The sequence below is a fragment of the Streptomyces sp. NPDC002867 genome, assembly GCF_053591895.1.
The window spans coordinates 1-21,339 of the sequence record NZ_JBSFUR010000038.1; the positions used below are offsets into that span (position 1 = coordinate 1).

Genomic DNA, 21,339 nt, shown 5'->3' on the forward strand with positions numbered 1-21,339 from the left:
GCACCCTTCTGCCATTCGGGCGCCCCCCAGCAGTCGTTCTGTCTTTCATCGCCTACCCGGAGGCCGGGTGTTGCGACGTTGATTAGAACCCAAGACGGGGGCGGGGCGTGGGCGGGTTCCGGCGTCGGTACGCCGGGCCCGGGCGTCGGCCGGTACGCCGGGCACCGCGTCGGCCGTACGCCTCCCGGTGCGCAGGGCCCCGCGCCGGCCGTACGCCTTCGGTGCGCGCCCGACCTCAGCCGATGGCCAGCTCGGCGCACGCGGCCTTGAACTTCGGGGTGCAGATCTCCTCGGCCGTGTAGATGCCGTCCCTGATGACCGTCTCCTCGATGTTGGCCTGGGTCAGGGCGATGACCGGGACCAGGACGGAGGGGATGTCCTTGGTGGTCGGGCTGTCCACGTGCGTCTGGGCGACGGTGTGGAGCGACTCGCCCTTGGCGAGCGCCACGGCCATCTCGGCCGCGGCGGCGGCCTCCGGTGCGTACGGCTTGTAGACGCTCATGTGCTGCTCGCCGGAGATGATGCGCTGTACGGCGGCGAGCTCGGCGTCCTGGCCGGTGACCGGCGGGAGCGCGGTGACGCCCGCGGCCTTGAGGGCGGCGATGGCGCCGCCCGCCATGCCGTCGTTCGCGGAGTAGACGCCGTCGATGGCGTCGGCGCCGAGTTCGGCGATGGCGGCCTTCATGTTGGCCTCGGCGTTCTCGGGGCTCCACTCCTCGGTGTCGTACTCCTTGCCGACCGTGACCTTGCCGTCGAGTTCGGCGTGGGCGCCCTTCTTGAACAGCGCGGCGTTCGGGTCCGTGAGGGCGCCGTTCACCATGACGATCCGGCTGTTCTTGGCCTTGTTGCCGAGGGCCTTCAGAAGGGCCTTGCCCTGGACGTGGCCGACCTCTTCGTTGTCGAACGAGGTGTAGGCGTCGATCGGTCCCTCGGCCAGGCGGTCGAAGGCGACCACCGGGATGCCGGCCTCCTCGGCCTTCTCGACGCTGCCGGCTATGGCCTTGGCGTCGACGGCGTCCAGGATCAGCACGTCGACCTCGTCCTCGATCATGTTCTCGACCTGGAGGGCCTGGAGCGAGGCGTCCTGGTTGGCGTTGGCGTAGACGACCTTGCCCTCGCCGATCGTCAGCCTGTCGACCTTGTCCTCGATGACCGGCCGGTCGAACTTCTCGTAGCGCGCTGCCTCCCGGTCCGGGAGGAGCAGACCCACGACGATGTCGTTGCTGATCACACCGCTGTGTTCCTCGCTGCCGCAGCCGGACAGCGAGAAGGCGAGGACAGAGGCTGAAGCGGCCGCCACGGCACTACGCACACTTCTGTTCATTTGTGGAAACCAACCTCCAGGACAGGCCGCCAGTTTTCGGCCGAGGTGGCGCAAAGCCAACTCTCTGTCACTGCTGGGCGTCAAGAGCCGCACACGTAACGTGATGGCAACGGTGTTGCGTGTTGAACAAGTGGCGAAGGCGTGGTGAAAGCGCTGTCCGTCGGCTTTCGGGGCGTGCGGGAACCGATCCGCGCCGCCGCTCGTGTAGAAGAACGGAAGAGTCGGACGTCAGGTACAGGAGAAGGGGGACGCATGCCCGGTCGCACGACAAGCGTGTTCCGTCCCGCCGTGCTCCTGCTGTTCCTCCTCGTCGAGGTGCTCGTCGAGGCCGTTCTCGTCGACGGCGACGGCCTCACCGCCGCCCTCGCGCTCGCCGCGACCGCCACCGCGGCGGCCGGTTCCGCGCTCGTCGTCTGCGCCGTCATCAGCGCGCGCTGCGTGCCCGCCGTGCCGCGCACCCGGGTGCGCACGGCGATCCGCGACCGCGAACAGCGCACCGCCTTCCTCCCGCAGCGCGATCCCGACGCCCGGGGCCGCACGCGCCCCCGAGCCCCCGGCCGCCTCCTTCCGGCGGCCGTGTAGCGACAGATCCCTGCGAGGTCCCTCCACGGGCCGTCATGCCGCCATGCCCCGCATGACCCGTTCCCCGGCACGACACGACCCCTGGAGGGGGCCACCCATGTCCGTATTCGCCGATCTCGTCGAGCGCCTCGCCGACCTGCTCCACCCGCTGTTCGCCGCCTCGGCCACCGCCGCCGCCATCGTCGTCTTCACCGCGCTCGTACGGCTCGCCGTCCATCCCCTGTCCCGCTCCGCCGCCCGTGGTCAGAAGGCCCGCGCCCGGCTCGCCCCCGAGCTCGCCGCGTTGCGCGAGAAGCACGGGGGCGACCGGGAACGGCTGCAGAAGGCCACGATGGAGCTCTACGCGCGGCAGAAGGTGTCGCCGCTCGAAGGCTGCCTGCCGTCCCTGCTCCAGCTGCCGGCGTTCTTCCTCATGTACCACCTGTTCTCCAGCGCGCGGATCGGCGGCGAGCCGAACGGGCTGCTCGACCACACCCTCTTCGACGCCGCGCTCGGCGGGCGCTGGGCGGACGCGCTGTCCGACGGCGGCGTGCTCGGCGGCGCCGGGCTCGTGTACCTGGCCCTCTTCGGGATCGTCGCCGCCGTGGCGACGTTCACCTGCCTGCGCACCAAGCGGCAGATGGCGGCCGCGCCCACGGCGGCCGGGGAGCAGATGCCGGGCATGGGCGCGATGCTCAAGGTCATGCCGCTGATGCCGTTCGCCACGCTGATCACCGTCGCCGTCGTGCCGCTCGCGGCCGCGCTGTACGTCGTCACGAGCACCACGTGGTCGGCGGTGGAGCGGGTGTTCCTCTACCGGGACATGCCTCTGGCCGGGGCGCTTGCTACCGCCCCGTAAAGGTCCAGGTTGTGAACAGGGTCTTGCAGGGTGGTCGGATGTCTTGGAGGATCAGCCAACCCTCCGATCCTCCGATGGCCGCACCTGTCGGGCCGGGTCCGCACTCGACGCACTCGACCAGGGGAGACAAACCATGAAGCTGCTGCGTGTCGGTACGGCGGGCGCCGAGCGCCCCGCCCTGCTCGACGGGGACGGGCTGACCCTGCGCGACCTGTCCGGTCTCGTCGCGGACATCGACGGCCCGCTGCTCGCGGACGCCGCCGCCCTCGACCGGATCCGCGCCGCGGCCGAAGCCGGTGACCTGCCCGTACTCGACGCCGCCGGGCTCCGGGTCGGGCCGCCGCTGGCCCGTGTCGGCAAGGTCGTGTGCATCGGGCTGAACTACCACGACCACGCCGCCGAGACCGGCGCCCAGCCCCCGGCCGAGCCCGTCGTGTTCCTCAAGGCGGCGGACACGGTCGTCGGCCCGGACGACACCGTGCTCGTGCCGCGCGGCAGCCGCAAGACCGACTGGGAGGTCGAGCTCGCGGTGGTGATCGGACGTACGGCGCGCTACATCGCCGACGACGAGGACCCGCTTTCGTACGTCGCCGGGTACGCGGTCGCCCACGACGTCTCCGAGCGCGAGTTCCAGATCGAGCGCGGCGGCACCTGGGACAAGGGCAAGAACTGCGAGACGTTCAACCCGCTCGGGCCCTGGCTCGTGACCGCCGGCGAGGTGGCCGACCCGCAGGCGCTGCGGCTCAGGCTCTGGGTGAACGGCGAGCTCAAGCAGGACGGCACCACCGCCGACCAGATCTTCCCGGTGGCCGATGTCGTCCGCTACCTCAGCCGGTTCATGACCCTGTACCCGGGCGACGTCATCAGCACCGGTACGCCGGCGGGTGTCGCGCTCGGGCAGCCGGAGCCGAAGCCGTTCCTGCGCGCCGGTGACGTGGTGGAGCTGGAGATCGACGGGCTCGGGCGCCAGCGCCAGGAGCTCAAGGACGCGTAGCGGCCGACCGGGCCGGCGGCATCGGTGGGTGCCGCCGGCGGCGGGTTTCCGCACGGCTCGCCTCGCGCTGCCGGAACGGACGGCTGCTGGGACGGACGCGGCGGGCGGTGCGGCGGGTCAGGAAGGCGGCCCGGCCGTACCGCTCGAACCGTTGGCGTGCGCGGCGAACCGCTCCAGCGCCTCGACCACCATCGCGTGGTCGTCGGCCTGCGGCAGGCCCGAGACCGTGACCGAGCCGACGACGCCGACCCCCTCGATCGTGATCGGGAAGGAGCCGCCGTGGGCCGCGTACACGTCCGGGTCCAGACGCGAGGACTCCTCGAACGTCGTGCCCTTGGCGCGGTGCCGCGCCCCGACGAGGTACGAGCTCTCGCCGTAGCGCTCGACGACGCGGCGCTTGCGGTCGATCCACGCGTCGTTGTCGGCGCTGGAGCCCGGCAGGGCGCAGTGGAACAGCTGCTGGGCGCCGCGCCGGATGTCGATGGCGACGGGCGCGTTGCGCAGGTGCGCCATCTCGACGAGCAGGCTGCCCAGCTTCCAGGCGTCGTCGTGCGTGAAGCGGTGCAGCGTCAGCCGCCGCTCCTGCTCGACGATCTCGTCGACGGTGAGGTGCTGGCGGTGGGTGCTCATGCGGTGATCTCCACGGTGACGCCCTCGCGGGCGGAGCGGCGGGCGGCTTCCAGGACGTCGAGGGCGGCGGCCGCCTCGAGCGCGGTCACCGGCGGGGCGGTCTTGTCGCGCACGGCGGCGGCGACGGCCGCGTAGTAGGCGGGGTAGTCGCCGGGCAGGGTCTCGACCGGGGTGCCACCGCCCGTGACCGGGGACTCCCCGGCGCCGATGCGGCCCCACAGCGCCTCCGGCTCCACGCCCCAGGGCTCGCCGACGGCCGGCAGCCTGCCGTCGCGCAGGTCGGCCTCCTGCGGGTCCAGCCCGTACTTCACGTACCCGGCCTTCGAGCCGAGAACCCGGAAACGGGGACCGAGCTGGGCGGTGGTCGCGCTCACGTACAGGTGCGAGCGGACGCCGCCCTCGTGCGTGATCGCGATGAAGGTGTCGTCGTCGGCCGCGGCGCCGGGGCGGCGCACATCGGACTCCGCGTACACCCGCGCCGCGGGGCCGAACAGGGTCAGCGCCTGGTCGACGACGTGGCTGCCCAGGTCGTACAGCAGGCCGCCGATCTCCGCCGGGTCGCCCGACTCGCGCCAGCCGCCCTTGGGCTGCGGGCGCCAGCGCTCGAAGCGGGACTCGAACCGCTGGACGTCGCCGAGCTCGCCGTCGGCGACGAGGCGGCGGAGGGTGAGGAAGTCGTTGTCCCAGCGGCGGTTCTGGAAGACCGAGAGCATCAGGCCGCGCTCGTCGGCGAGAGCCGCCAGAGCGCGCGCCTCGGCGGCGGTGCCGGCGACCGGCTTGTCCACGACCACGGCGAGACCGGCCTCCAGGGCGGCGGTCGCGATCGGGACGTGCGTCTTATTGGGCGAGGCGACGACGACGAGGTCCAGCTCGTCCGCCCGCTCCCACAGCTCGTCGGGGGCCGCGGCGAAGCGCACGCCGTCGCCGAGAGCGGCGCGGGCCTTCGCCCGGCGCTCCTCGCTCGACGTGACGACCGTGTCGACGACGAGGCCGTCGGTGGTGGCGATCAGCGGGGCGTGGAAGACGGAGCCCGCCAGGCCGTAGCCCACGAGTCCGACGCGGAGGGGGGAGCCGGATCCAGTCATGGCTCCACTTAAGCAACGCTGTTGCCAAAGTGCAACCGCTGCGGAGAATGGGAGGGTGACGAGGGTGGAGGCGGGCATGAAACGAGGCGACGGCGCCGATCCGAGGGGCAGCGGGGCCGGAGTGAACCTTCCCGCTCTGCGCAGCCACAACGCGGCGCTGGTGCTCGACCTGCTGCGTACGGCCGGAGAGGCGGGCATCAGCCGGATCGAGCTCGCCGAGGGCACCGGGCTGACTCCCCAGGCCGTGAGCAAGATCGTCGGGCGTCTGCGCGAGGAGGGCCTGGCCGCGGAGGCCGGCCGGCGCGCCTCCACGGGCGGCAAGCCGCGCACGGTGCTGCGCCTGCTGCCGGCGGCGGGCCACGCGGTGGGCCTGCACCTGGACCGCGACGAGCTCACGGCGGCCCTGCTGGACCTGTCGGGCGCATGTGTCGCGACACGCACGTCCCCGCTCGACCTGGGCGCGGGCGCGGACGCGGTGCTGGAGGGGGCGGCCGGGGAGGTACGGGAGCTGATCACCGGGGCGGGGCGCCGCGGCGGCGGGACCCGGGTGCTCGGCGTCGGCGTGGCCATGCCCGGGCCGCTCGACCACGCCACCGGAGTGCCGCACCGCGTCACCGGCTTCCCCGAGTGGGACGGCTACCCGCTGCGCGACGAGCTCGCCGCGCGGCTGCGGCTGCCCGTGGTCCTCGACAAGGACACCAACGCCGCCGCGCTGGGCCTGGCGCTGCGCGGCCCCGGCGACTCCTTCGCGTACCTCCACCTCGGTACGGGACTCGGCGCCGGACTCGTGCTCGGCGGCGAGCTCTACCGGGGCGCGCGGACGGGGGCGGGGGAGTTCGGGCACCAGGTCGTCCAGCTCGACGGGCCGGAGTGCGGCTGCGGCAACCGCGGCTGCGTCGAGGCGCTCTGCCTGGCCGCCGTCGCCCGCGGCGACATCGCGGGCGCGGCGCGCGTGCTCGGCGTCGGCGCCGCCAACCTGGTCGAGCTGCTCGACATCGACCGGGTGGTGCTCGGGGGCCGGGTGGTGGACGCGGCGGAGGAGGAGTTCGTCCGCGGGGTGGGCGCGGTGCTCGCGGCGCGCAGCCGGGTGCCGGTGGCGACGGCGGGCGGCGGGGGGCGCACGGTCGCGGAGGGGGCGGCACAACTGGTGCTGGCTCCGGTGTTCGGCCGGGCGCGGGCGGCGTTCGCCGCGAACGAGGGTGAATGAGAAAGCGCTGACGGGAGGGGTACGGGGCCGCTGTTCGGCGGTACGCGACCGTACACAGCGGGCCGCCGCGGGCAACGATGGCAGAGCCCGCGCCGCGGCGCGGGCGTCCCCCGGCGGTACGCGAGCAAGCAAAGGCCTCTCATGCGACTGCGCAACGCCCTCGCCCTCACAGTCTCGACAGCGGCGCTGACGGCCGTCTGCCCCGCGACGGCCCTCGCCGCGCCCGCCGCCTACAACGCGGCAAAGACCGCTCCGGCGGCGGCCGCTCCCGTACGGGGCGTGCCCCGCGCCGAGGACGCCGCTCGCGTCGGCGGCGCGCCCGTGGGGGAGGACCGGCCCGGGGAGCTGCCCGCCGACCAGCAGCCCACCTGTGGCAACGAGGCCGACCCCGACTTCCCCATCCGGACCCGGATCCACGGCGGCCCGCGCACCGTCCACCCCGGGGGCGGATTCCAGAGCGTCGGGCTCGATCTCACCAACACCACCCGGGAGTTGTGCCACCGCATCCACCCCGTGGTCATTCTCACCGGCCGCGGCCCCGGCCTCACCGCCGACAAGGTCCGCGTCCAGTTCCGCGACGAGGACGCCGGACGCTGGCGGCCCGTCACGCTGGAGCGCTCCAGCGAGGACGAGATCATCGGCGCCTTCGACGACGGCTTCCGCGGCTTCGTCGTACCGGCCGGGAAGACCGTCACCGTCAAGGTCCGCCTCGCGCTCGCCGCCGGCACCGCGCCCAACACCGTCACCGTGAACGCCGCCGTCGTCCAGCGCAGGGGCAACGACGGCGACTGGGTCGGCGCGTCCGGCGACTACCGCTTCGACGTCACGGAGGCTCCCGAGGACTCGGTCCTCGCCCGCTCGCTCGACCAGCTCGCCACCACCGGCTCCCGGACAGCCGTCCGCGTCGCCGCCGCGGGCGCGGTCATCGCACTCGGCACCGGGCTGCTGCTGCTGGTGTCCCGCCGCTTCGTGACCCGCCGGCGCTGAGCGTTCACCCACGTCCGCGAACATCCGTACTACGCCGTCGAGGCCCGTATCCCGCAGGTGAGGGACGAATTGGGGCGAGGGTGGGCCGCTGCCCACCGAGCGTGATCTCGCCTGCGCCGGGAGGTCTCGACGAGACGGTCCGTCAGGCGCTGCCGCCTCAAACGTGAGCTTCCGCCTCCGTTGCACCGGTTCCGACAACTGGTACTGGGGCATCGACGGGGTCAAGATCCAGGCTTCCTGATTAGGCTGGGGGCCGTCGCCACAGTGCTGTCGCGGCGCCCCAGCACGCACGTATGCACGGCAGGAGTCCGCCACATGGCAGAGCGCAAGCCGATCGAATCCTGGCTCACCGACATGGACGGTGTCCTGATCCACGAGGGCGTACCGATCCCGGGCGCGGACGCCTTCATCAAGAGGCTGCGGGAGACCGGGAAGCCGTTCCTGGTGCTCACCAACAACTCCATCTACACGGCGCGCGACCTGCACGCCCGGCTCGCCCGTATGGGCCTCGACGTACCGGTCGAGAACATCTGGACCTCGGCGCTCGCCACCGCCCGGTTCCTCGACGACCAGCGCCCCGGCGGCACCGCGTACGTCATCGGCGAGGCGGGCCTGACCACGGCGCTGCACGACATCGGCTACGTGCTCACCGACCACGAGCCGGACTACGTCGTGCTCGGCGAGACGCGCACGTACAGCTTCGAGTCGCTGACCAAGGCGATCCGGCTGATCAACGCGGGCGCCCGGTTCATCTGCACCAACCCGGACAACACCGGCCCCTCCACCGAGGGCCCGCTGCCGGCGACCGGCTCCGTGGCCGCGCTGATCACCAAGGCGACCGGCAAGGAGCCGTACTTCGCGGGCAAGCCCAACCCGCTGATGATGCGGACCGGGCTCAACGCCATCGGCGCGCACTCCGAGACCAGCGCCATGATCGGCGACCGTATGGACACCGACGTGCTCGCGGGCCTGGAGGCCGGCATGGAGACGTTCCTGGTCCTCACCGGGTCCACGACGCCCGCCCTGGTGGAGCAGTACCCCTTCCGGCCGTCGAAGGTCGTCGACTCGATCGCCGACCTCGTGGATCGCGTCTAGGCAGGTCAAACGCCCCTTCGGTGATCTGGCGACCACCTCTGCGGATGCGGGATCGGCCCGCGCGCGTGACTCTTGGCCTATCAGGAGGTTCACGATGCGTGCAGGTTCGATTGCTTTCCGTTCCGCCGGGGTGGCCGCCGCCCTGATCCTGGCCCCCGCGACGGCGGCCGTCGCGGACGACTCCGCCAAAGCGGTCCTCGCCCCCGCCACGACGGCCCCTGGAGGCCGGGTCGGCATCAGCGCCACCGGCTGCACGGGCTCGACCGCCACCGCGAGATCCGACGTCTTCGTGACGGACGCCGAGCTGACGGCCCGGCGGGGCTCCCGTGGCCTGACCGGTGAGGCGAGCGTGCGGTCGGACGTCCGGCCCGGCGCCTACGACGTCCGCGTCCGCTGCGACGGCCGCGAGTACCCCTCCTCCGGCCGCCTCGAGGTCGTCGGCCGGCTGCCGGGGACCGCCGAGCCCGTGAAAGCGGCGCACGCGTCCCCCGTGGCGCCCGTCCGCGCGGGCGGCGGCGGGACGGTGGCGATCGCCGCGCCCGTCGCCGCCGTCGAGGAGGAGGACGCCGGTCCCAGCGCGACCCAGACCGTGATCGGCCTCGTGCTCGCGGGCGCCGCCGCCGTCGCGGTCGCCGTCCGCAGCGTGCGCCGCCGTCGTACGGACTCCGACTGAGATGTCCGGCACACGGCCGCGCGCACGGCACGCCATCCGAGGCTCGGGCACCGTCCGGGCGGTCGTCGGCGTGCTGTGGGCGTTCCTCGTTCTCGTCCTGTGGCTCTGGGGCGGCGGGGCCCCCGGCGGAGCGGCCGGCAGGTCGGCGCTCACCACGGGCGACATGGCGGCGGTCGGCCGTCCGCCCGGTGTCCCGATGCCCCCCGCGCACGCCCCGCTCGACGCCGCCGAACCGCGCCGCGTCGAGATGCCCGCTCTCGGCCTGTCCGCCCCCGTCGTCGTGCGCGGTCTCGACGAGCGGGGCGCCGTCGCACCGCCGCCCCTGGAGACGCCGGACACCGTGGGCTGGTACGGCGGGGGCGCGCGGCCGGGCGAGCGGGGCGCGGCGCTGCTCGTCGGTCATGTGGACACCGATACACGGCCCGCCGTCTTCTACGACCTGAGCGCGGCCAGGCCCGGCGAACGGATCCGGGTGACGGGGGCAGACGGCAGGATCGCCGAGTTCACCGTGGACGACGTGCGGGTCTTCGGCAGCGAGCGGTTCGACGCACGCGCGGTCTACGGGCCCCGTGAGCAGGGGCGGGCCGAGCTGCGCCTGATCACCTGCGGCGGCGCCTTCGACCGGGCGACCGGCAGCTACACGGCGAACGTCGTCGTCTCCGCGTACCTGACGGGCACGCGCTAGCGACGCGACAGGCCCCCGGCGTCACCCGCCGGGGGCCTGCGGTCACACGGTCACGCGGTCACGCGGTCACGCCGTGCGGACGGTGAAGCCGCACCAGGCGGTCCACTGCGAGACGGCGTCGCCGTCCTGGACCCGTACCCGCCAGCGGTAGTCGCCGTCGGCGAGCCGGCCCTCGGCCACTTGGAGCGCGGCGTTCTGGCTGGTCTCGCTGACCGTCTGCCGGCGCAGCACCGGCTTTCCGTCCGCCTCCTCGACCTCGAAGACCACCTTCCGGCCGGGTGCCGCCTCGCCGGGCCTCTCGACCGTTCCGGGCGGGGCCACCGACTCCAGCGTCGCGGCGAGCGTCGCCGAGCCCGAGGTGACGACCGGCTGCTGCGGCGCGCGGCAGAACTGGAAGCCCGCGTACGGGCCGTCGGACACGCGCGGGTTGTCCGGGGTGCCCAGCAGGTCCCCGGGCGTACCGGCTTCCGCGCCGGCAGCGGTGGTCCGGGTCCCCGGGTTCGGGTCGGCCATGGACAGCGGCGCCGCGACCGCGGCGGCGGGAGCCGGCGCGCCGCCCTGTTCTGCCGTCGGGCAGGTGGGTCGATCTGTGCACGTGGTTCAGCCTCCAGAACAGTTGCTGCATGAGAACTGCCTGAGTACTGGCATACGAATCGTGGTAGTCGACGCCTCGCCGTGTCCCGGATCTTCACGAGTGGGGGATGCGAGGGTGATCATGGACGGAATGAGGAACTCCGGTATCCGCGGCGGCAGTTGAAAGAAGATCGCCTTCGGTGGTGGTCACGTGCCGGCCGAGCGCGCCGCGCTCCCGAGGGGGAGTGACGGCACGAGGCCCCCGTCCGTGGGACGGGGGCCTCGTGTGTCGGTGCGCCGCCAGGGACTCGAACCCCGGACCCGCTGATTAAGAGTCAGCTGCTCTAACCAACTGAGCTAGCGGCGCCTGCTGACCTGGAGAACTCTACCCGATTCCCGGGGGTGCTCCGTGCGTCGCACTCTCGTTCCCTCGCCGCGCCCGGCCTGTCGGATCATCGCTTTTACCCCTCTATCGGTCAAAATGCATCAGGTCATGTCATTGAGGACTCTGATGCCCGTGAGAGACCGTCAGAAGATCTTGTCGACTGCAGCTGCGGAGGGGACGCGTATGGCCGTGCCGGTCTTCGAGGAGTACGAGCCCGCCGGTGACTGCGCCTGCGCCGGATGCGCTCGGCGGCGCAGGGCGCCCGCCGCCGGAGCACACCGGTCCGCCCACCGCTGCCGCCGTGCACTGGTGCTGATCACCGCACTCGGGCTGGTCCTCGGCGGCGGAGCGGGGACGGCGGCGGCAGCCGAGTACGTCCCCGGGGCCGCCCGGTCCGCGCCCTCCTTTGACCCCGGGCCGTCGACCGAGCAGGGGGCCGAAGGTCCCCTGTACGGGCCGTCGGGCAAGCCCGCTCGGGGGCAGGCCCTGCGGGCGTCGACCCGGGCGCAGATCATCAACCGCGCGAAGAAGTGGGTCGGCGCCAAGGTGCCGTACAGCATGTCGAAGTACTGGTCCGACGGCTACCGCCAGGACTGCTCCGGCTACGTGTCCATGGCCTGGAACCTCGGGAGCAACGAGTGGACCGGCAGCCTCGCCGAGTTCGGCGACCGCATCCTCCGCGAGGAGCTGCAGCCCGGCGACATCCTGCTCTTCCACAACCCCGAGAACCCCACCAAGGGTTCGCACGTCACGATCTTCGGCGGCTGGACCGACTACACGCACTCCTACTACGTCGCGTACGAGCAGACCAAGCCGCACACCCGCAAACAGGCCACACCCATGGCGTACTGGAACAACTCCGCGAGCTACGTCGCCTACCGCTACAAGGGCGTCGTCACCTCGGCGCCGACACGGGGCTCCGCGAGCTCGGCCACGCCCTACCCGGGTGATGCCTCCTTCGGCGCCGGCGCCGTCAACAAGTACGTCACCGAGCTCGGGAAGATGCTGATGGCGCGCGGAGGCGAACGCTTCTACGCCGACGGCCCAGGACCGCGCTGGTCCGACGCCGACCGGCGTGCCACCGAGGCGTTCCAGCGGGCCCAGGGCTGGCGGGGCGCCGAGGCGAACGGACTGCCCGGGCCCCACACCTGGCGGCTGCTGGCGAAGACGCAGGGCAAGGACATTCCGGCCGCGGTGACCGGCGGCTCCAGAGCGGCGCGGCCGCCCGCCTTCCCCGGGCGCGACCACTTCCGCCCCGGCCGGTCCAGCGGCCACATCAGCCTGCTCGGCAGGCAGCTCGTCCAGCGCGGCTACGGCAGGTACGACACCTCGGGCCCCTCGTCGCGCTGGAGCGAGGCCCACCGGCTGGGCGTCCAGGCGTTCCAGCGCGCGCAGGGCTGGCGGGGCGGTGAGGCGGACGGTTACCCGGGCCCCGATACCTGGCGGCGGCTCTTCGCCGCCCGCTGACCGGGCGGGCCGGTCCCGCCACCGATGCGTCATGAGTACGAGCTGACACGAGCAACGAGCGAAAGCCGAGGCGGCATGAACAGCACGATGTCGGAGCCGGAGGGCACGGTCCCGTCCGACGGCCAGCGGCGCAGCCCCGTCATCGCGGGCGAGACGACGACCGAGATCCCGGTGCACCTGCTCTTCCGGGACGACAACGGGCCGCTCAAGCTGCCCCCGGACCTCAGACCCGCCGTCGTCTCCCGGCGGCAGGGCACTGGCGAGCAGCCGAGGATCGGCCGCTCCACCCCGCCGCCGGCGCCGCCGCCGGCGGCTCCCGAGGCGTCCGTGCCGCCGGTCGACCCGTCCCTGGTCGAGCGTCCCGGACCCGTGCTGCCCGGCTGGACCGGGCTCGTCGCCGGGACCTTCTCGCTCGCCGGGATCGGCGCGGTGCTATGGGGGACGGGGGCCGTGCCGGATGTGGTCGCGGCCCTGTTCGGAGTGACCCCGCCGCCGTACCGGGGCATCGGCATCGGCCTGTGGTGCCTGCTCGCGCTCGGTGTCCTGCTCGCGCTGTTCGGGCTCGGCGGACTCGGCCGCGGGACCGTCGGCCACGCCTGGGTCCTCACCCTCTGCGGTGACTACCGAGGCACCGTGCGCCGTACAGGACTGGTGTGGATGAGCCCGCTGGTGCTGCGCCGCCGCGTCGACGTACGGCTGCGCCACTGGCGCAGCGAGCCGATGCCCGCTCGCGACGCCGAGGGCACGGCACTGCGGGTGGTGGTGCTCGTCGTGTGGCGCGTCAAGGACGCCGCGCGGGCGGTGCTCGGTGTCGAGGACCACGAGGCGTACCTCAGGGAGCAGGTCGAGCTGGCCACCACCCGGGTGCTCTCGCAACTGCCCGCCGACGCTCCCCCTGTCTTCGACGAGGGGACCCCCATCGGGGAGGCGGTCCCCACGCTGCGCGACGCCGAGAAGGTGGGGGCCACGCTGACGAAGGCTCTCGCGGCCGAGTGCGCCCCGGTGGGCATCGAGATCTTCACGGCCCAGCCGACGGCGATCGACTACGCACCCGAGGTGGCGGACGCCATGCAGCGCCGCCGGATCGCGGCGATCGACGAACGCCACCGCGACAGCGTCCTCACCTCGGTGGTCGACGCGGTGGACGACACGGTGAGCCGGCTCACCTGCCGGGGGCTCATCGAGCCGGACGACTACGAGCGCAAGGTGCTGGTGAAGGACCTGACCGTTGCCTTCTGTACGGGCCGGGCCGAGGGCGCGGACCGGTGGCACGCCTCTTCGTGATTGGTCTGGACATGGTGAACTCGCGTCAATACATTGGAACTTGGTCTAGACCGGAATAGGTACGACCGCACGCGTGCCGCACGTCCCACGGAACTCCCCCACGTTCTTCCTGGAGCCAGCATGCGAAAGAAGATAGGTGCGGCCGTGGTCGGCCTCGCCGTGACGGGCGCCACCCTGCTCGCCACCGGCAGTGCCAGCAGCCACGGCTACACCGACTCACCCATCAGCCGCCAGAAGCTCTGTGCCAACGGCACCGTGAGCAACTGCGGTCCCATCCAGTGGGAACCGCAGAGTGTCGAGGGCCCCAAGGGCTTCCCCGCCGCGGGCCCCGCCGACGGCAGGATCTGCTCGGCGGGCCTGTCGCAGTTCGCCCAGCTCGACGACCCGCGGGGCGGCGCCTGGCCCACGACCAGGGTCAGCTCCGGCCAGAACTACACCTTCCGGTGGCAGTTCACCGCCCGGCACCGCACCACCGACTTCAAGTACTTCATCACCAAGCCCGGTTGGAACCCCGGCCAGCGGCTGACCAGGGCCGCCCTTGAGTCGCAGCCCTTCCTGACCGTGCCCTACGGCGGTCAGCAGCCGCCGGCGACGCTCTCCCACTCCGGCAACCTGCCCCAGCGCAGCGGACGCCATCTGATCCTGGCGGTGTGGACCGTCCACGACACGGCCAACGCGTTCTACGCCTGCTCCGACGTCCAGTTCTGAGGCCGGACGTCGCCTGGCGGTCCGTCACGGGGGTAGGGCAGGCCCTACCCCCGTACACCCCCTGGGCACATGGCCCGCGCCGCCGCGCCGCGCCTACCGTGTGCGCCATGGACGGTGTGCGTAACCCCTGGCAGGCGCTGAGCCGGCGGGACTTCCTGCTGAGCGGATGGCCCTGGCGGGCCGCCGCGTACCTGGCGAGCAGCGCCGTCACCGGAGTCGTCGCCCTCACCGCCCTCGTCGTGCTCGCCGCGTTCTCGCTCGTCCTCGTCGGACTGCCGCTGCTCCTCCTCGGCGGGACCACCCTCGCCGTCGTCGAGCGGCGCAGACTGCGGATCGCCGACCGCGAGAACGCGCCCAGCCCGCACCGCACTCCCGGTGCGCCCGGCGTCGCCGCCTGGCTGCGGGTGCGCCTGGGCGAACAGGCGACCTGGCGGGAGTTCGCCTACGGGCTGCTGCACGCCCTGGTCCTGTGGCCGCTCGACGTTCTGACCGTGTGCGTCGGGGTCGGACTGCCCGCCGGGCTGGCCGCGGCGCCCCTGCAGCTCGCGCTCGACGGCGAGGAGGCGCGCGTGGTGAAGACCGTGCTGGTCACCACCTACCCGCAGGCGTTCGCGGTGGCCGCCGCCGGGCTGCTGCTCCTGCCCGTCCTGCTGTATCCGCTCGCCGCACTCGCCGGGGCGCGCGCCCAGCTCACCCGGTTGCTGCTCGCCCCGCGCGAAGGTGAGCTGCGGGAGCGGCTGACGGAGGTGACCCGGTCGCGGGCCCGGCTCGTCGCCGCCTTCGAGGCCGAACGCCGCCGTATCGAGCGCGACCTGCACGACGGCGCCCAGCAGCGGCTCGTCGCTCTCACCATGACCCTGGGTCTCGCCCGGCTCGACGCACCCGACGGGCCCTTCGCCGACCGGATCGCCGCCGCGCACGACGAGGCGAGCCGCGCCCTGACCGGGCTGCGGGAGCTGATCCACGGCATCCACCCGCGGGTCCTCACCGACTACGGGCTCGGCGCCGCGCTCGAGGACGCATCCGACCGCTCGGCTGTCCCGGTCGACACCGGCATCGCACTCCCCCGGCTGGAAGGGGCCGTGGAGAGCGCCGCGTACTTCGCCGTCTGCGAGGCACTCGCCAACGTCGGCAGGCACAGCGGCGCGGCCCGGGCCCGCGTGGACGCGCGGCACACCGGCGAGCGGCTCGTCGTGGAGGTGCACGACGACGGCCGCGGCGGCGCCGAGCCCGCGCGGGGCACCGGGCTGACCGGTCTGGCCGACCGGCTCGCCGTCCTCGATGGCACACTGACCGTCGACAGCCCGGAGGGCGGGCCGACCCTGCTGCGAGTGGAGATCCCTTGCCGAGCGCTCTCCGGATAGTCCTGGCCGAGGACGGTGTCCTGCTGCGCGAGGGGCTGATCGCGCTGATCGGCCGCTTCGGCCACGAGGTCGTCGCCGCGGTCGGGGACGCCGGGGCTCTGCGCGACGCGGTCGCCGCCCATGATCCGGACCTCGTCGTCACCGACGTCCGGATGCCTCCCGGCTTCCAGGACGAGGGGCTGCGCGCCGCCGTCGCCCTGCGCGCCGAACGCCCCGCCCTGCCGGTGCTGGTGCTCAGCCAGTACGTGCAACGGGAGTACGCGGCCGAGCTCCTCGGCACCGGCGACGGCTCGGGCGTGGGCTACCTGCTCAAGGATCGCATCGGCCAGGTCGAGGAGTTCCTGGCTGCCCTGACACAGGTCGCCGCGGGCGGCACGGTCGTCGACCCCGAGGTCGTGCGGCAGCTCCTGCGCCGCCGCCGTGATCCGCTCGCCGCTCTCACGCCGCGCGAGCGGGAGGTCCTCGCGCTGGTCGCGGAGGGGAAGTCGAACGCGGCGATCGCGCGACAGCTCGTCGTCACCGAGGCGGCCGTCGGCAAGCACATCGGCAACATCCTCGCCAAGCTCGACCTGCCGCCGGCCGAGGACACCCACCGCCGGGTGCTCGCGGTGCTCGCCTACCTCCGCTGACACCGCGTCCCGCCCCTTCCCGAACAGCCCTCGCGTGACGGCACGTCGGGACAAGTTCACCCTTTTGACCGGCGCGTACACGCTGTGCGGGACACGCGTTGAGCGGGACTCTGGATCCGCCGTGGACAGGCCACGTGCGTGCACCAACTCCCGCTCTTCGCCCGGAGGTTCTGCATGCGTCGCCGACTTGCCCTTTCCCTCGTGGCCACCGCTCTCGCGGTGCCCGCCGCGCTCCTGCCGGCATCCGCCGCGTCGGCAGCGCCGGCCGACAAGCCCCAGGTCCTCAGCTCCTGGACGCAGACCAGCGTCACCAGCCACCACGCCTGGGCGGCCGCCCGGGCGAACCGGAGCGCCTGGAGCGCGTACGGATTCAACTGGTCCACGGACTACTGCTCCTCGTCCCCGGACAACCCGTTCGGCTTCCCGTTCAGGACGGCCTGCGCCCGCCACGACTTCGGCTACCGCAACTACAAGGCGGCCGGCACTTTCGCGGCCAACAAGACGCGGCTGGACTCGGCGTTCTACGAAGACATGAAGCGGGTGTGCGCCCGGTACGCGGGCGCGACGCGCACCTCGTGCCGTTCGACCGCCTGGACGTACTACCACGCGGTGGCCGTCTTCGGCGTGACGGCGCCGGCCGACGCCCCCGTGACCTGAGCATGCCGAAGGGCCCCTCGCCTGGGCGAGGGGCCCTTCGCAGTGCGTGCGCCGCCAGGGACTCGAACCCCGGACCCGCTGATTAAGAGTCAGCTGCTCTAACCAACTGAGCTAGCGGCGCCTCTTTGCCTGCCGCTCGGAGCGGCTGACTCATTAATAGTACCTGGTCCCGGGGGGTGCTCCTGACCACCTGGGACCGGAGGCGGGTCGCGGCCCTAGATCGCCAGCGAGAGCACCACCGGAGCGGCCCTGCGGTTGAGCGTGTACGCCGCCGAGCGCAGCCGGTGGGCGTGCTCGATGGGCAGGGAGAGCGCCAGGCAGCCCACGGCCGAGCCCGCCGTCAGCGGCACCGCGGCGCAGACCGTGCCCACCGCGTACTCCTGCAGGTCGAGGACGGGGACCGTCGGCGGCTGGGCGTCCAGCTTCGAGAAGAGCAGACGCTCGCTGGTGATCGTCCGCGAGGTCAGACGCGCGATCTTGTGGCGCGAGAGGTGGTCGCGGCGGCCGTTCACATCCAGCTGGGTCAGCAGGCACTTGCCGACCGCGCTGGCGTGGGCGGCCGAGCGGAAGTCCACCCACTCGTTCACCTTCGGTGTGCGCGGGCCGTCGGCGAACTGGGTGATCTTGACCTCGCCGTCGATGTAGCGGCTGATGTAGACGGCGGCGCCCACCGAGTCGCGCAGCTCGGTCAGGGTCTCCTGGAGCTTGGCCTCCAGGGCCTCCTTGCGGGTGGCGCCGGAGCCGAGCAGGACCAGGGAGTCGCCGATCACGTAGGCGCCGTCGGCGACCTGCTCCACGTATCCCTCGCGGCGGAGCATGGCGAGCATGGGAGCGAGATGACCGGCGGGCAGGCCGGTCTCGCGTGCGATCTGGACGTCGGTGACACCGCCACCGTGCTTGGAGACCGTTTCCAGGACGCGCAAGACGTATTGCACCGAGTGGAACGGCGCGGTCGGCTCAGGCTTCAGCGCCACGGTTTCCCCCTAGCAGGTTGTGACCGCAAGCTTCCGTACCACGATACCGGCCAAGAGCCGTTTCGGACTGGGCTGTTGGCGTAAATGCCGCGGCGCCCCAGCGGCCTGTGCTGGGGCGCATCACTTTGGCATGTGCCAGAGTCAAGCCTCACCGACAGAGTGAATGGTCAGAGCACCGCACCGAGGAATTCGCGCGTGCGTTCGTGCTCCGGGTCGGAGAAGATTTTTTCCGGCGGGCCCGACTCGATGACCTTGCCGGAGTCGAACATCAGGACATCATCGGAGATGTCCCGGGCGAAGTTCATCTCGTGCGTGACGCACACCATCGTGATGTCCGTCGTGCGGGCGATGTCCCGCAGGAGATCCAGTACGCCGGCCACCAGCTCGGGGTCGAGTGCCGAGGTCACCTCGTCCAGCAGCAGCACCTGCGGCCGCATCGCCAGCGCGCGGGCGATCGCCACCCGCTGCTGCTGGCCGCCCGACAGCTGCGTCGGCTTCGCGTCGGCGCGGTCGCCGAGCCCCACCAGGTCCAGCAGTTCCCGGGCCCGGGCCTCGGCCTCGTCCTTGGACAGGCCGAGCACCCGCACCGGCGCCTCGGTGATGTTGCGCAGCACGCTCATGTTCGGGAACAGGTTGAACTGCTGGAAGACCATGCCGATCTTCTTGCGCGCCTCGCGGCGCTCCTTCTCGGCGGCCGGGAACAGCCGGCTGCCGTTCACCTGGATCGTGCCCTCGTCGGGCGTCTCCAGCGTCATCAGCAGCCGCAGGATCGTCGTCTTCCCGGAACCGGACGGGCCGATCAGGGTGACGTGCCTGCCGGACCTCACGGAGAAGCAGAGATCGTCGAGGACCGTGGTGTCGCCGAATCTCTTGGTGACGTTCTCGAACCGGATCAGTTCTTCGGGCGTGGTGTCGTGGGTGTCAGCGGACAAGGCGGCGCTCCAGGGCTCGTACGAGAAGAGATGCCGGATAGGCGATGAGGACGAAGGCGAGACCGATCACGGTCAGCGGCTCGGTGTACTGGAACGTCGAGGCGCTCTCCAGCCGCGACTGCTGGAGCATCTCCAGCACGCCGATGGCGGCGAGCAGCGGAGTGTCCTTGAGCATCGCGATCACGTAGTTGCCGAGCGCGGGGGTGATCCGGCGGACCGCCTGCGGCAGGATCACGGCGAACCAGGTGCGGTGGGCGGGCAGGCTCAGGGCCGTCGCCGCCTCCCACTGCCCGGGCGGCACGGCGTCGATACCGGCCCGGTAGACCTGCGCGGTGTACGTCGAGTAGTGCAGCCCGATCGCGATCGTGCCGGTGGTCAGGGCGGAGAACTGGATCCCCCACTCCGGCAGCACGAAGTACAGGAAGAACAGCTGCACCAGCAGCGGGGTCGTGCGGATGAACTCGGTGACGAGATTCACCGGCCACCGCACGAAGCGGCTCGGCGCCCGGAAGGCGATGGCCCACACGAGGCCGAGCGTGAACGAGATCAGCGAGCCGAGCACCAGCACCTGCAGGGTGACCAGCACACCGTCCCAGAAGCGTGGCATGAAGTCCGCGACCGCGGACCAGTCCCAGGTCACTTGGCCGCACCCCCCGTCACCGTGGCGCCGGCGGTCTCGGCCCCGGCGCGCCGGGAGAGCATGCCGCCCAGCAGACCGGGTTCCGGCTCGATGCCGATGTTCCGCTTCGTCCTGCGTTCCAGGGCCTTCATGGACCGGGTCACCGCGAGCGCGAGCACGAAGTAGATCACCAGGCTGATCGTGTAGATCTGCGCGCTCTCCTGGGTGGCGAGCCGCACCAGGTACGCGGCGAACGACACGTCGCCCACCCCGAGCAGCGACACCAGGGCGGTGCCCTTGAGCAGCTCGATCAGCAGGTTGCAGAACGGCGGGATCATCTCGGGCACCGCCTGCGGCAGCAGGATCAGCCGCATCCGCTCCCAGGGCGTGAGGCTGAGCGCGACCCCCGCCTCGCGCTGCGCCTTGGGCACCGCGTTCAGCGCGCCGCGCACGATCTCGGCGCCGTACGCACCGTACGACAGGCCGAGCGCCAGCACCGCGGCCCACATGGGCACCAACTGCCAGCCCATGAGCGGCGGCACCACGAAGAACAGCCAGAACATCAGCACCAGCGCCGACGTCCCGCGGAAGATCTCGGTGTACGCGCCCGCCAGGAAGCGGACGGTGCGCGAGCGGTGCGTCCGGGCCGCGCCGACGCCGAAGGCCACGACCGCGGCGAGCACGGTGCTGTAGACCAGGAGTTGAACGGTGATCCAGATACCGGGGAGCACCCAGTTCTGCCAGAGTCCGGCTGTCATTTCTCGCACAGCTCCTCGGCAGTCAGGGTGGTCATCTCGCTCTCCGTGAAGCCGAAGGGCTTCAGGATGCGGAAGAGTTCACCACTCTTCTTCATCTTGTGGATCTCGACGTTGAACGCGTCGCGCAGGTCGGTGTCGGTGGGGCGGAAGGCGAAACCGCCGCCGTCGATCTGCTTCTTGCCGTCCACGACCGCGGCGAACGGCTCGGTGGCCTCCGCCCGGGTGCTCTTGCGGACCACCTCGCGGGCGGTGAGCGCGGTGCCGGCGAAGACGTCGACGCGGCCGGACTCGACGGCGTTCAGCCCGGCCACCTGGTCCTGAAGGATCACGATGTCCTTCTCGGGTATGCCGGCCGCGACCGCGTACCCGATCTCCGCGTAGCCCGTACCGGACGCGAGCCTCGCCTTGGCCCGCACCACGTCCTCGTACGTCCGCAGGTTCTTCGGATTGCCCTTGCGCACGATGAACGAGTCGAGCATCTGGTACTCGGGGTCGGCGAAGACGACCTGCGCGCACCGTTCCTTGTTGATGTACATCCCGGCCGAAACCACGTCGAACTGCTGGGAGTTCAGCCCGGGTATCAGGGAGGCGAAGTCGGTGGCGACCGGCTGCACCCGGTCGATGCCGAGCCGCTTGAAGATGACCCGGGCGAGCTCGGGCGCTTCGCCCGTGAACTCGCCCTGGTCGTCCACGTAGCCGTACGGCACCTCCCCGGCGATGCCGAGGCGCACCGTGCCCTGGGACTTCAGGCGGGCCAGCGCGTCGCCGGACGGCACCCGGCCGCAGCCCGCGGCGCCGACGGCGGTGAGCGCGCCCGCCGCCGCGGTGCCGAGCAGCAGGGAGCGTCTGCTCATCGATCGTGGTTGTCTTCTACGAGCCATGGGCGCGC

The 21,339-nt window shown here is 72.2% G+C and carries 24 protein-coding genes and 2 tRNA genes; 15 read left to right on the top strand and 11 right to left on the bottom strand.

Translation table 11 applies throughout. The features are described from left to right. Window positions 1-235: 235 nt before the first annotated feature. Window positions 236-1,324 (bottom strand): sugar ABC transporter substrate-binding protein, encoded by a 1,089-nt coding sequence (locus tag ACWD0A_RS26930; protein ID WP_451302152.1) that lies wholly within the window; start codon window positions 1,322-1,324, stop codon window positions 236-238. Between ACWD0A_RS26930 and ACWD0A_RS26935 the strand changes: the two genes are divergently transcribed. The 4 genes from ACWD0A_RS26935 (at window position 1,215) to ACWD0A_RS26950 (ending at window position 3,738) form a co-directional block, all read left to right on the top strand. Beyond that, entirely contained in the window at window positions 1,215-1,472 is a 258-nt protein-coding gene (locus ACWD0A_RS26935; protein ID WP_451302243.1) for a hypothetical protein, read from the top strand. The two genes, ACWD0A_RS26930 and ACWD0A_RS26935, sit on opposite strands and share 110 nt — an antisense overlap. Window positions 1,473-1,576: 104 nt before the next feature. Beyond that, window positions 1,577-1,906 (top strand): DUF6412 domain-containing protein, encoded by a 330-nt coding sequence (locus ACWD0A_RS26940; RefSeq protein WP_307715332.1) that lies wholly within the window; start codon window positions 1,577-1,579, stop codon window positions 1,904-1,906. A gap of 97 nt (window positions 1,907-2,003) precedes the next feature. Next, the gene (locus tag ACWD0A_RS26945) at window positions 2,004-2,744 is read left to right on the top strand and encodes a YidC/Oxa1 family membrane protein insertase (RefSeq protein ID WP_451302154.1); all 741 of its coding nucleotides are present in this window, start codon (window positions 2,004-2,006) and stop codon (window positions 2,742-2,744) included. A gap of 133 nt (window positions 2,745-2,877) precedes the next feature. Next, complete coding sequence (locus ACWD0A_RS26950; protein ID WP_451302156.1) at window positions 2,878-3,738, top strand: fumarylacetoacetate hydrolase family protein; 861 nt, start codon at window positions 2,878-2,880, stop codon at window positions 3,736-3,738. Between the two features lie 117 nt (window positions 3,739-3,855). Here the strand turns inward: ACWD0A_RS26950 and ACWD0A_RS26955 are convergent, their stop codons facing one another. Both ACWD0A_RS26955 and ACWD0A_RS26960 read right to left on the bottom strand, forming a co-directional pair. Continuing rightward, window positions 3,856-4,368 carry a heme-degrading domain-containing protein gene (locus tag ACWD0A_RS26955; RefSeq protein WP_307715335.1) on the bottom strand — a complete coding sequence of 171 codons (513 nt, stop codon included), beginning with the start codon at window positions 4,366-4,368 and terminating at the stop codon, window positions 3,856-3,858. Beyond that, window positions 4,365-5,453: a Gfo/Idh/MocA family protein gene (locus ACWD0A_RS26960; protein WP_451302158.1), complete on the bottom strand. Its 1,089-nt coding sequence runs from the start codon at window positions 5,451-5,453 to the stop codon at window positions 4,365-4,367. Before ACWD0A_RS26960 ends, ACWD0A_RS26955 begins: the two co-directional genes overlap by 4 nt. Window positions 5,454-5,529: 76 nt before the next feature. Here ACWD0A_RS26960 and ACWD0A_RS26965 point away from each other — a divergent pair, with 76 nt between their 5' ends. From ACWD0A_RS26965 to ACWD0A_RS26985, 5 genes are all read left to right on the top strand, one after another. Next, window positions 5,530-6,660 (top strand): ROK family transcriptional regulator, encoded by a 1,131-nt coding sequence (locus ACWD0A_RS26965; protein ID WP_451302160.1) that lies wholly within the window; start codon window positions 5,530-5,532, stop codon window positions 6,658-6,660. A 141-nt stretch (window positions 6,661-6,801) separates the two neighbouring features. Further along, the gene (locus ACWD0A_RS26970; RefSeq protein WP_451302162.1) at window positions 6,802-7,647 is read left to right on the top strand and encodes a hypothetical protein; all 846 of its coding nucleotides are present in this window, start codon (window positions 6,802-6,804) and stop codon (window positions 7,645-7,647) included. A gap of 315 nt (window positions 7,648-7,962) precedes the next feature. Continuing rightward, window positions 7,963-8,742, top strand: coding sequence for an HAD-IIA family hydrolase (locus tag ACWD0A_RS26975; protein WP_307715340.1), 780 nt, complete (start codon window positions 7,963-7,965; stop codon window positions 8,740-8,742). Between the two features lie 94 nt (window positions 8,743-8,836). Next, the gene (locus tag ACWD0A_RS26980; RefSeq protein WP_451302164.1) at window positions 8,837-9,415 is read left to right on the top strand and encodes a hypothetical protein; all 579 of its coding nucleotides are present in this window, start codon (window positions 8,837-8,839) and stop codon (window positions 9,413-9,415) included. Between the two features lies 1 nt (window position 9,416). After that, window positions 9,417-10,100 carry a class F sortase gene (locus ACWD0A_RS26985; protein ID WP_451302166.1) on the top strand — a complete coding sequence of 228 codons (684 nt, stop codon included), beginning with the start codon at window positions 9,417-9,419 and terminating at the stop codon, window positions 10,098-10,100. 66 nt (window positions 10,101-10,166) lie between these two features. Here ACWD0A_RS26985 and ACWD0A_RS26990 read toward each other — a convergent pair whose 3' ends face one another. Beyond that, complete coding sequence (locus ACWD0A_RS26990) at window positions 10,167-10,613, bottom strand: hypothetical protein (protein WP_451302168.1); 447 nt, start codon at window positions 10,611-10,613, stop codon at window positions 10,167-10,169. 353 nt (window positions 10,614-10,966) lie between these two features. Then, window positions 10,967-11,040 (bottom strand) — tRNA-Lys (locus ACWD0A_RS26995). A gap of 201 nt (window positions 11,041-11,241) precedes the next feature. On the opposite strand from ACWD0A_RS26995, the gene ACWD0A_RS27000 reads away from it, so the two are divergent. From ACWD0A_RS27000 to ACWD0A_RS27025, 6 genes are all read left to right on the top strand, one after another. Continuing rightward, entirely contained in the window at window positions 11,242-12,525 is a 1,284-nt protein-coding gene (locus tag ACWD0A_RS27000) for a peptidoglycan-binding protein (RefSeq protein WP_451302170.1), read from the top strand. A 75-nt stretch (window positions 12,526-12,600) separates the two neighbouring features. Then, window positions 12,601-13,809, top strand: a complete 1,209-nt coding sequence (locus ACWD0A_RS27005) for an SPFH domain-containing protein (protein WP_451302172.1) — start codon at window positions 12,601-12,603, stop codon at window positions 13,807-13,809. A gap of 120 nt (window positions 13,810-13,929) precedes the next feature. Beyond that, window positions 13,930-14,517 carry a lytic polysaccharide monooxygenase auxiliary activity family 9 protein gene (locus ACWD0A_RS27010; protein WP_451302174.1) on the top strand — a complete coding sequence of 196 codons (588 nt, stop codon included), beginning with the start codon at window positions 13,930-13,932 and terminating at the stop codon, window positions 14,515-14,517. Between the two features lie 107 nt (window positions 14,518-14,624). Continuing rightward, the gene (locus ACWD0A_RS27015; protein WP_451302176.1) at window positions 14,625-15,881 is read left to right on the top strand and encodes a sensor histidine kinase; all 1,257 of its coding nucleotides are present in this window, start codon (window positions 14,625-14,627) and stop codon (window positions 15,879-15,881) included. Continuing rightward, the gene (locus ACWD0A_RS27020; RefSeq protein WP_177152513.1) at window positions 15,860-16,510 is read left to right on the top strand and encodes a LuxR C-terminal-related transcriptional regulator; all 651 of its coding nucleotides are present in this window, start codon (window positions 15,860-15,862) and stop codon (window positions 16,508-16,510) included. Before ACWD0A_RS27015 ends, ACWD0A_RS27020 begins: the two co-directional genes overlap by 22 nt. A gap of 174 nt (window positions 16,511-16,684) precedes the next feature. Then, window positions 16,685-17,167 carry a phospholipase gene (locus ACWD0A_RS27025; RefSeq protein ID WP_451302178.1) on the top strand — a complete coding sequence of 161 codons (483 nt, stop codon included), beginning with the start codon at window positions 16,685-16,687 and terminating at the stop codon, window positions 17,165-17,167. Between the two features lie 47 nt (window positions 17,168-17,214). Here ACWD0A_RS27025 and ACWD0A_RS27030 read toward each other — a convergent pair. From ACWD0A_RS27030 to ehuB, 6 genes are all read right to left on the bottom strand, one after another. Further along, a tRNA-Lys gene (locus ACWD0A_RS27030) sits at window positions 17,215-17,288 on the bottom strand. A gap of 94 nt (window positions 17,289-17,382) precedes the next feature. Next, entirely contained in the window at window positions 17,383-18,141 is a 759-nt protein-coding gene (locus ACWD0A_RS27035) for an IclR family transcriptional regulator (protein ID WP_177153749.1), read from the bottom strand. Window positions 18,142-18,308: 167 nt separating this feature from the next. Continuing rightward, the gene (gene ehuA / locus ACWD0A_RS27040) at window positions 18,309-19,073 is read right to left on the bottom strand and encodes an ectoine/hydroxyectoine ABC transporter ATP-binding protein EhuA (protein WP_451302180.1); all 765 of its coding nucleotides are present in this window, start codon (window positions 19,071-19,073) and stop codon (window positions 18,309-18,311) included. Next, window positions 19,063-19,713, bottom strand: coding sequence for an ectoine/hydroxyectoine ABC transporter permease subunit EhuD (ehuD, locus tag ACWD0A_RS27045; protein WP_451302182.1), 651 nt, complete (start codon window positions 19,711-19,713; stop codon window positions 19,063-19,065). Before ehuD ends, ehuA begins: the two co-directional genes overlap by 11 nt. Then, entirely contained in the window at window positions 19,710-20,450 is a 741-nt protein-coding gene (gene ehuC, locus ACWD0A_RS27050) for an ectoine/hydroxyectoine ABC transporter permease subunit EhuC (RefSeq protein ID WP_451302184.1), read from the bottom strand. The genes ehuD and ehuC overlap by 4 nt, the downstream gene beginning before the upstream one ends. Further along, complete coding sequence (gene ehuB / locus ACWD0A_RS27055) at window positions 20,447-21,304, bottom strand: ectoine/hydroxyectoine ABC transporter substrate-binding protein EhuB (RefSeq protein WP_451302186.1); 858 nt, start codon at window positions 21,302-21,304, stop codon at window positions 20,447-20,449. The genes ehuC and ehuB overlap by 4 nt, the downstream gene beginning before the upstream one ends. Between the last annotated feature and the right edge of the window lie 35 nt (window positions 21,305-21,339).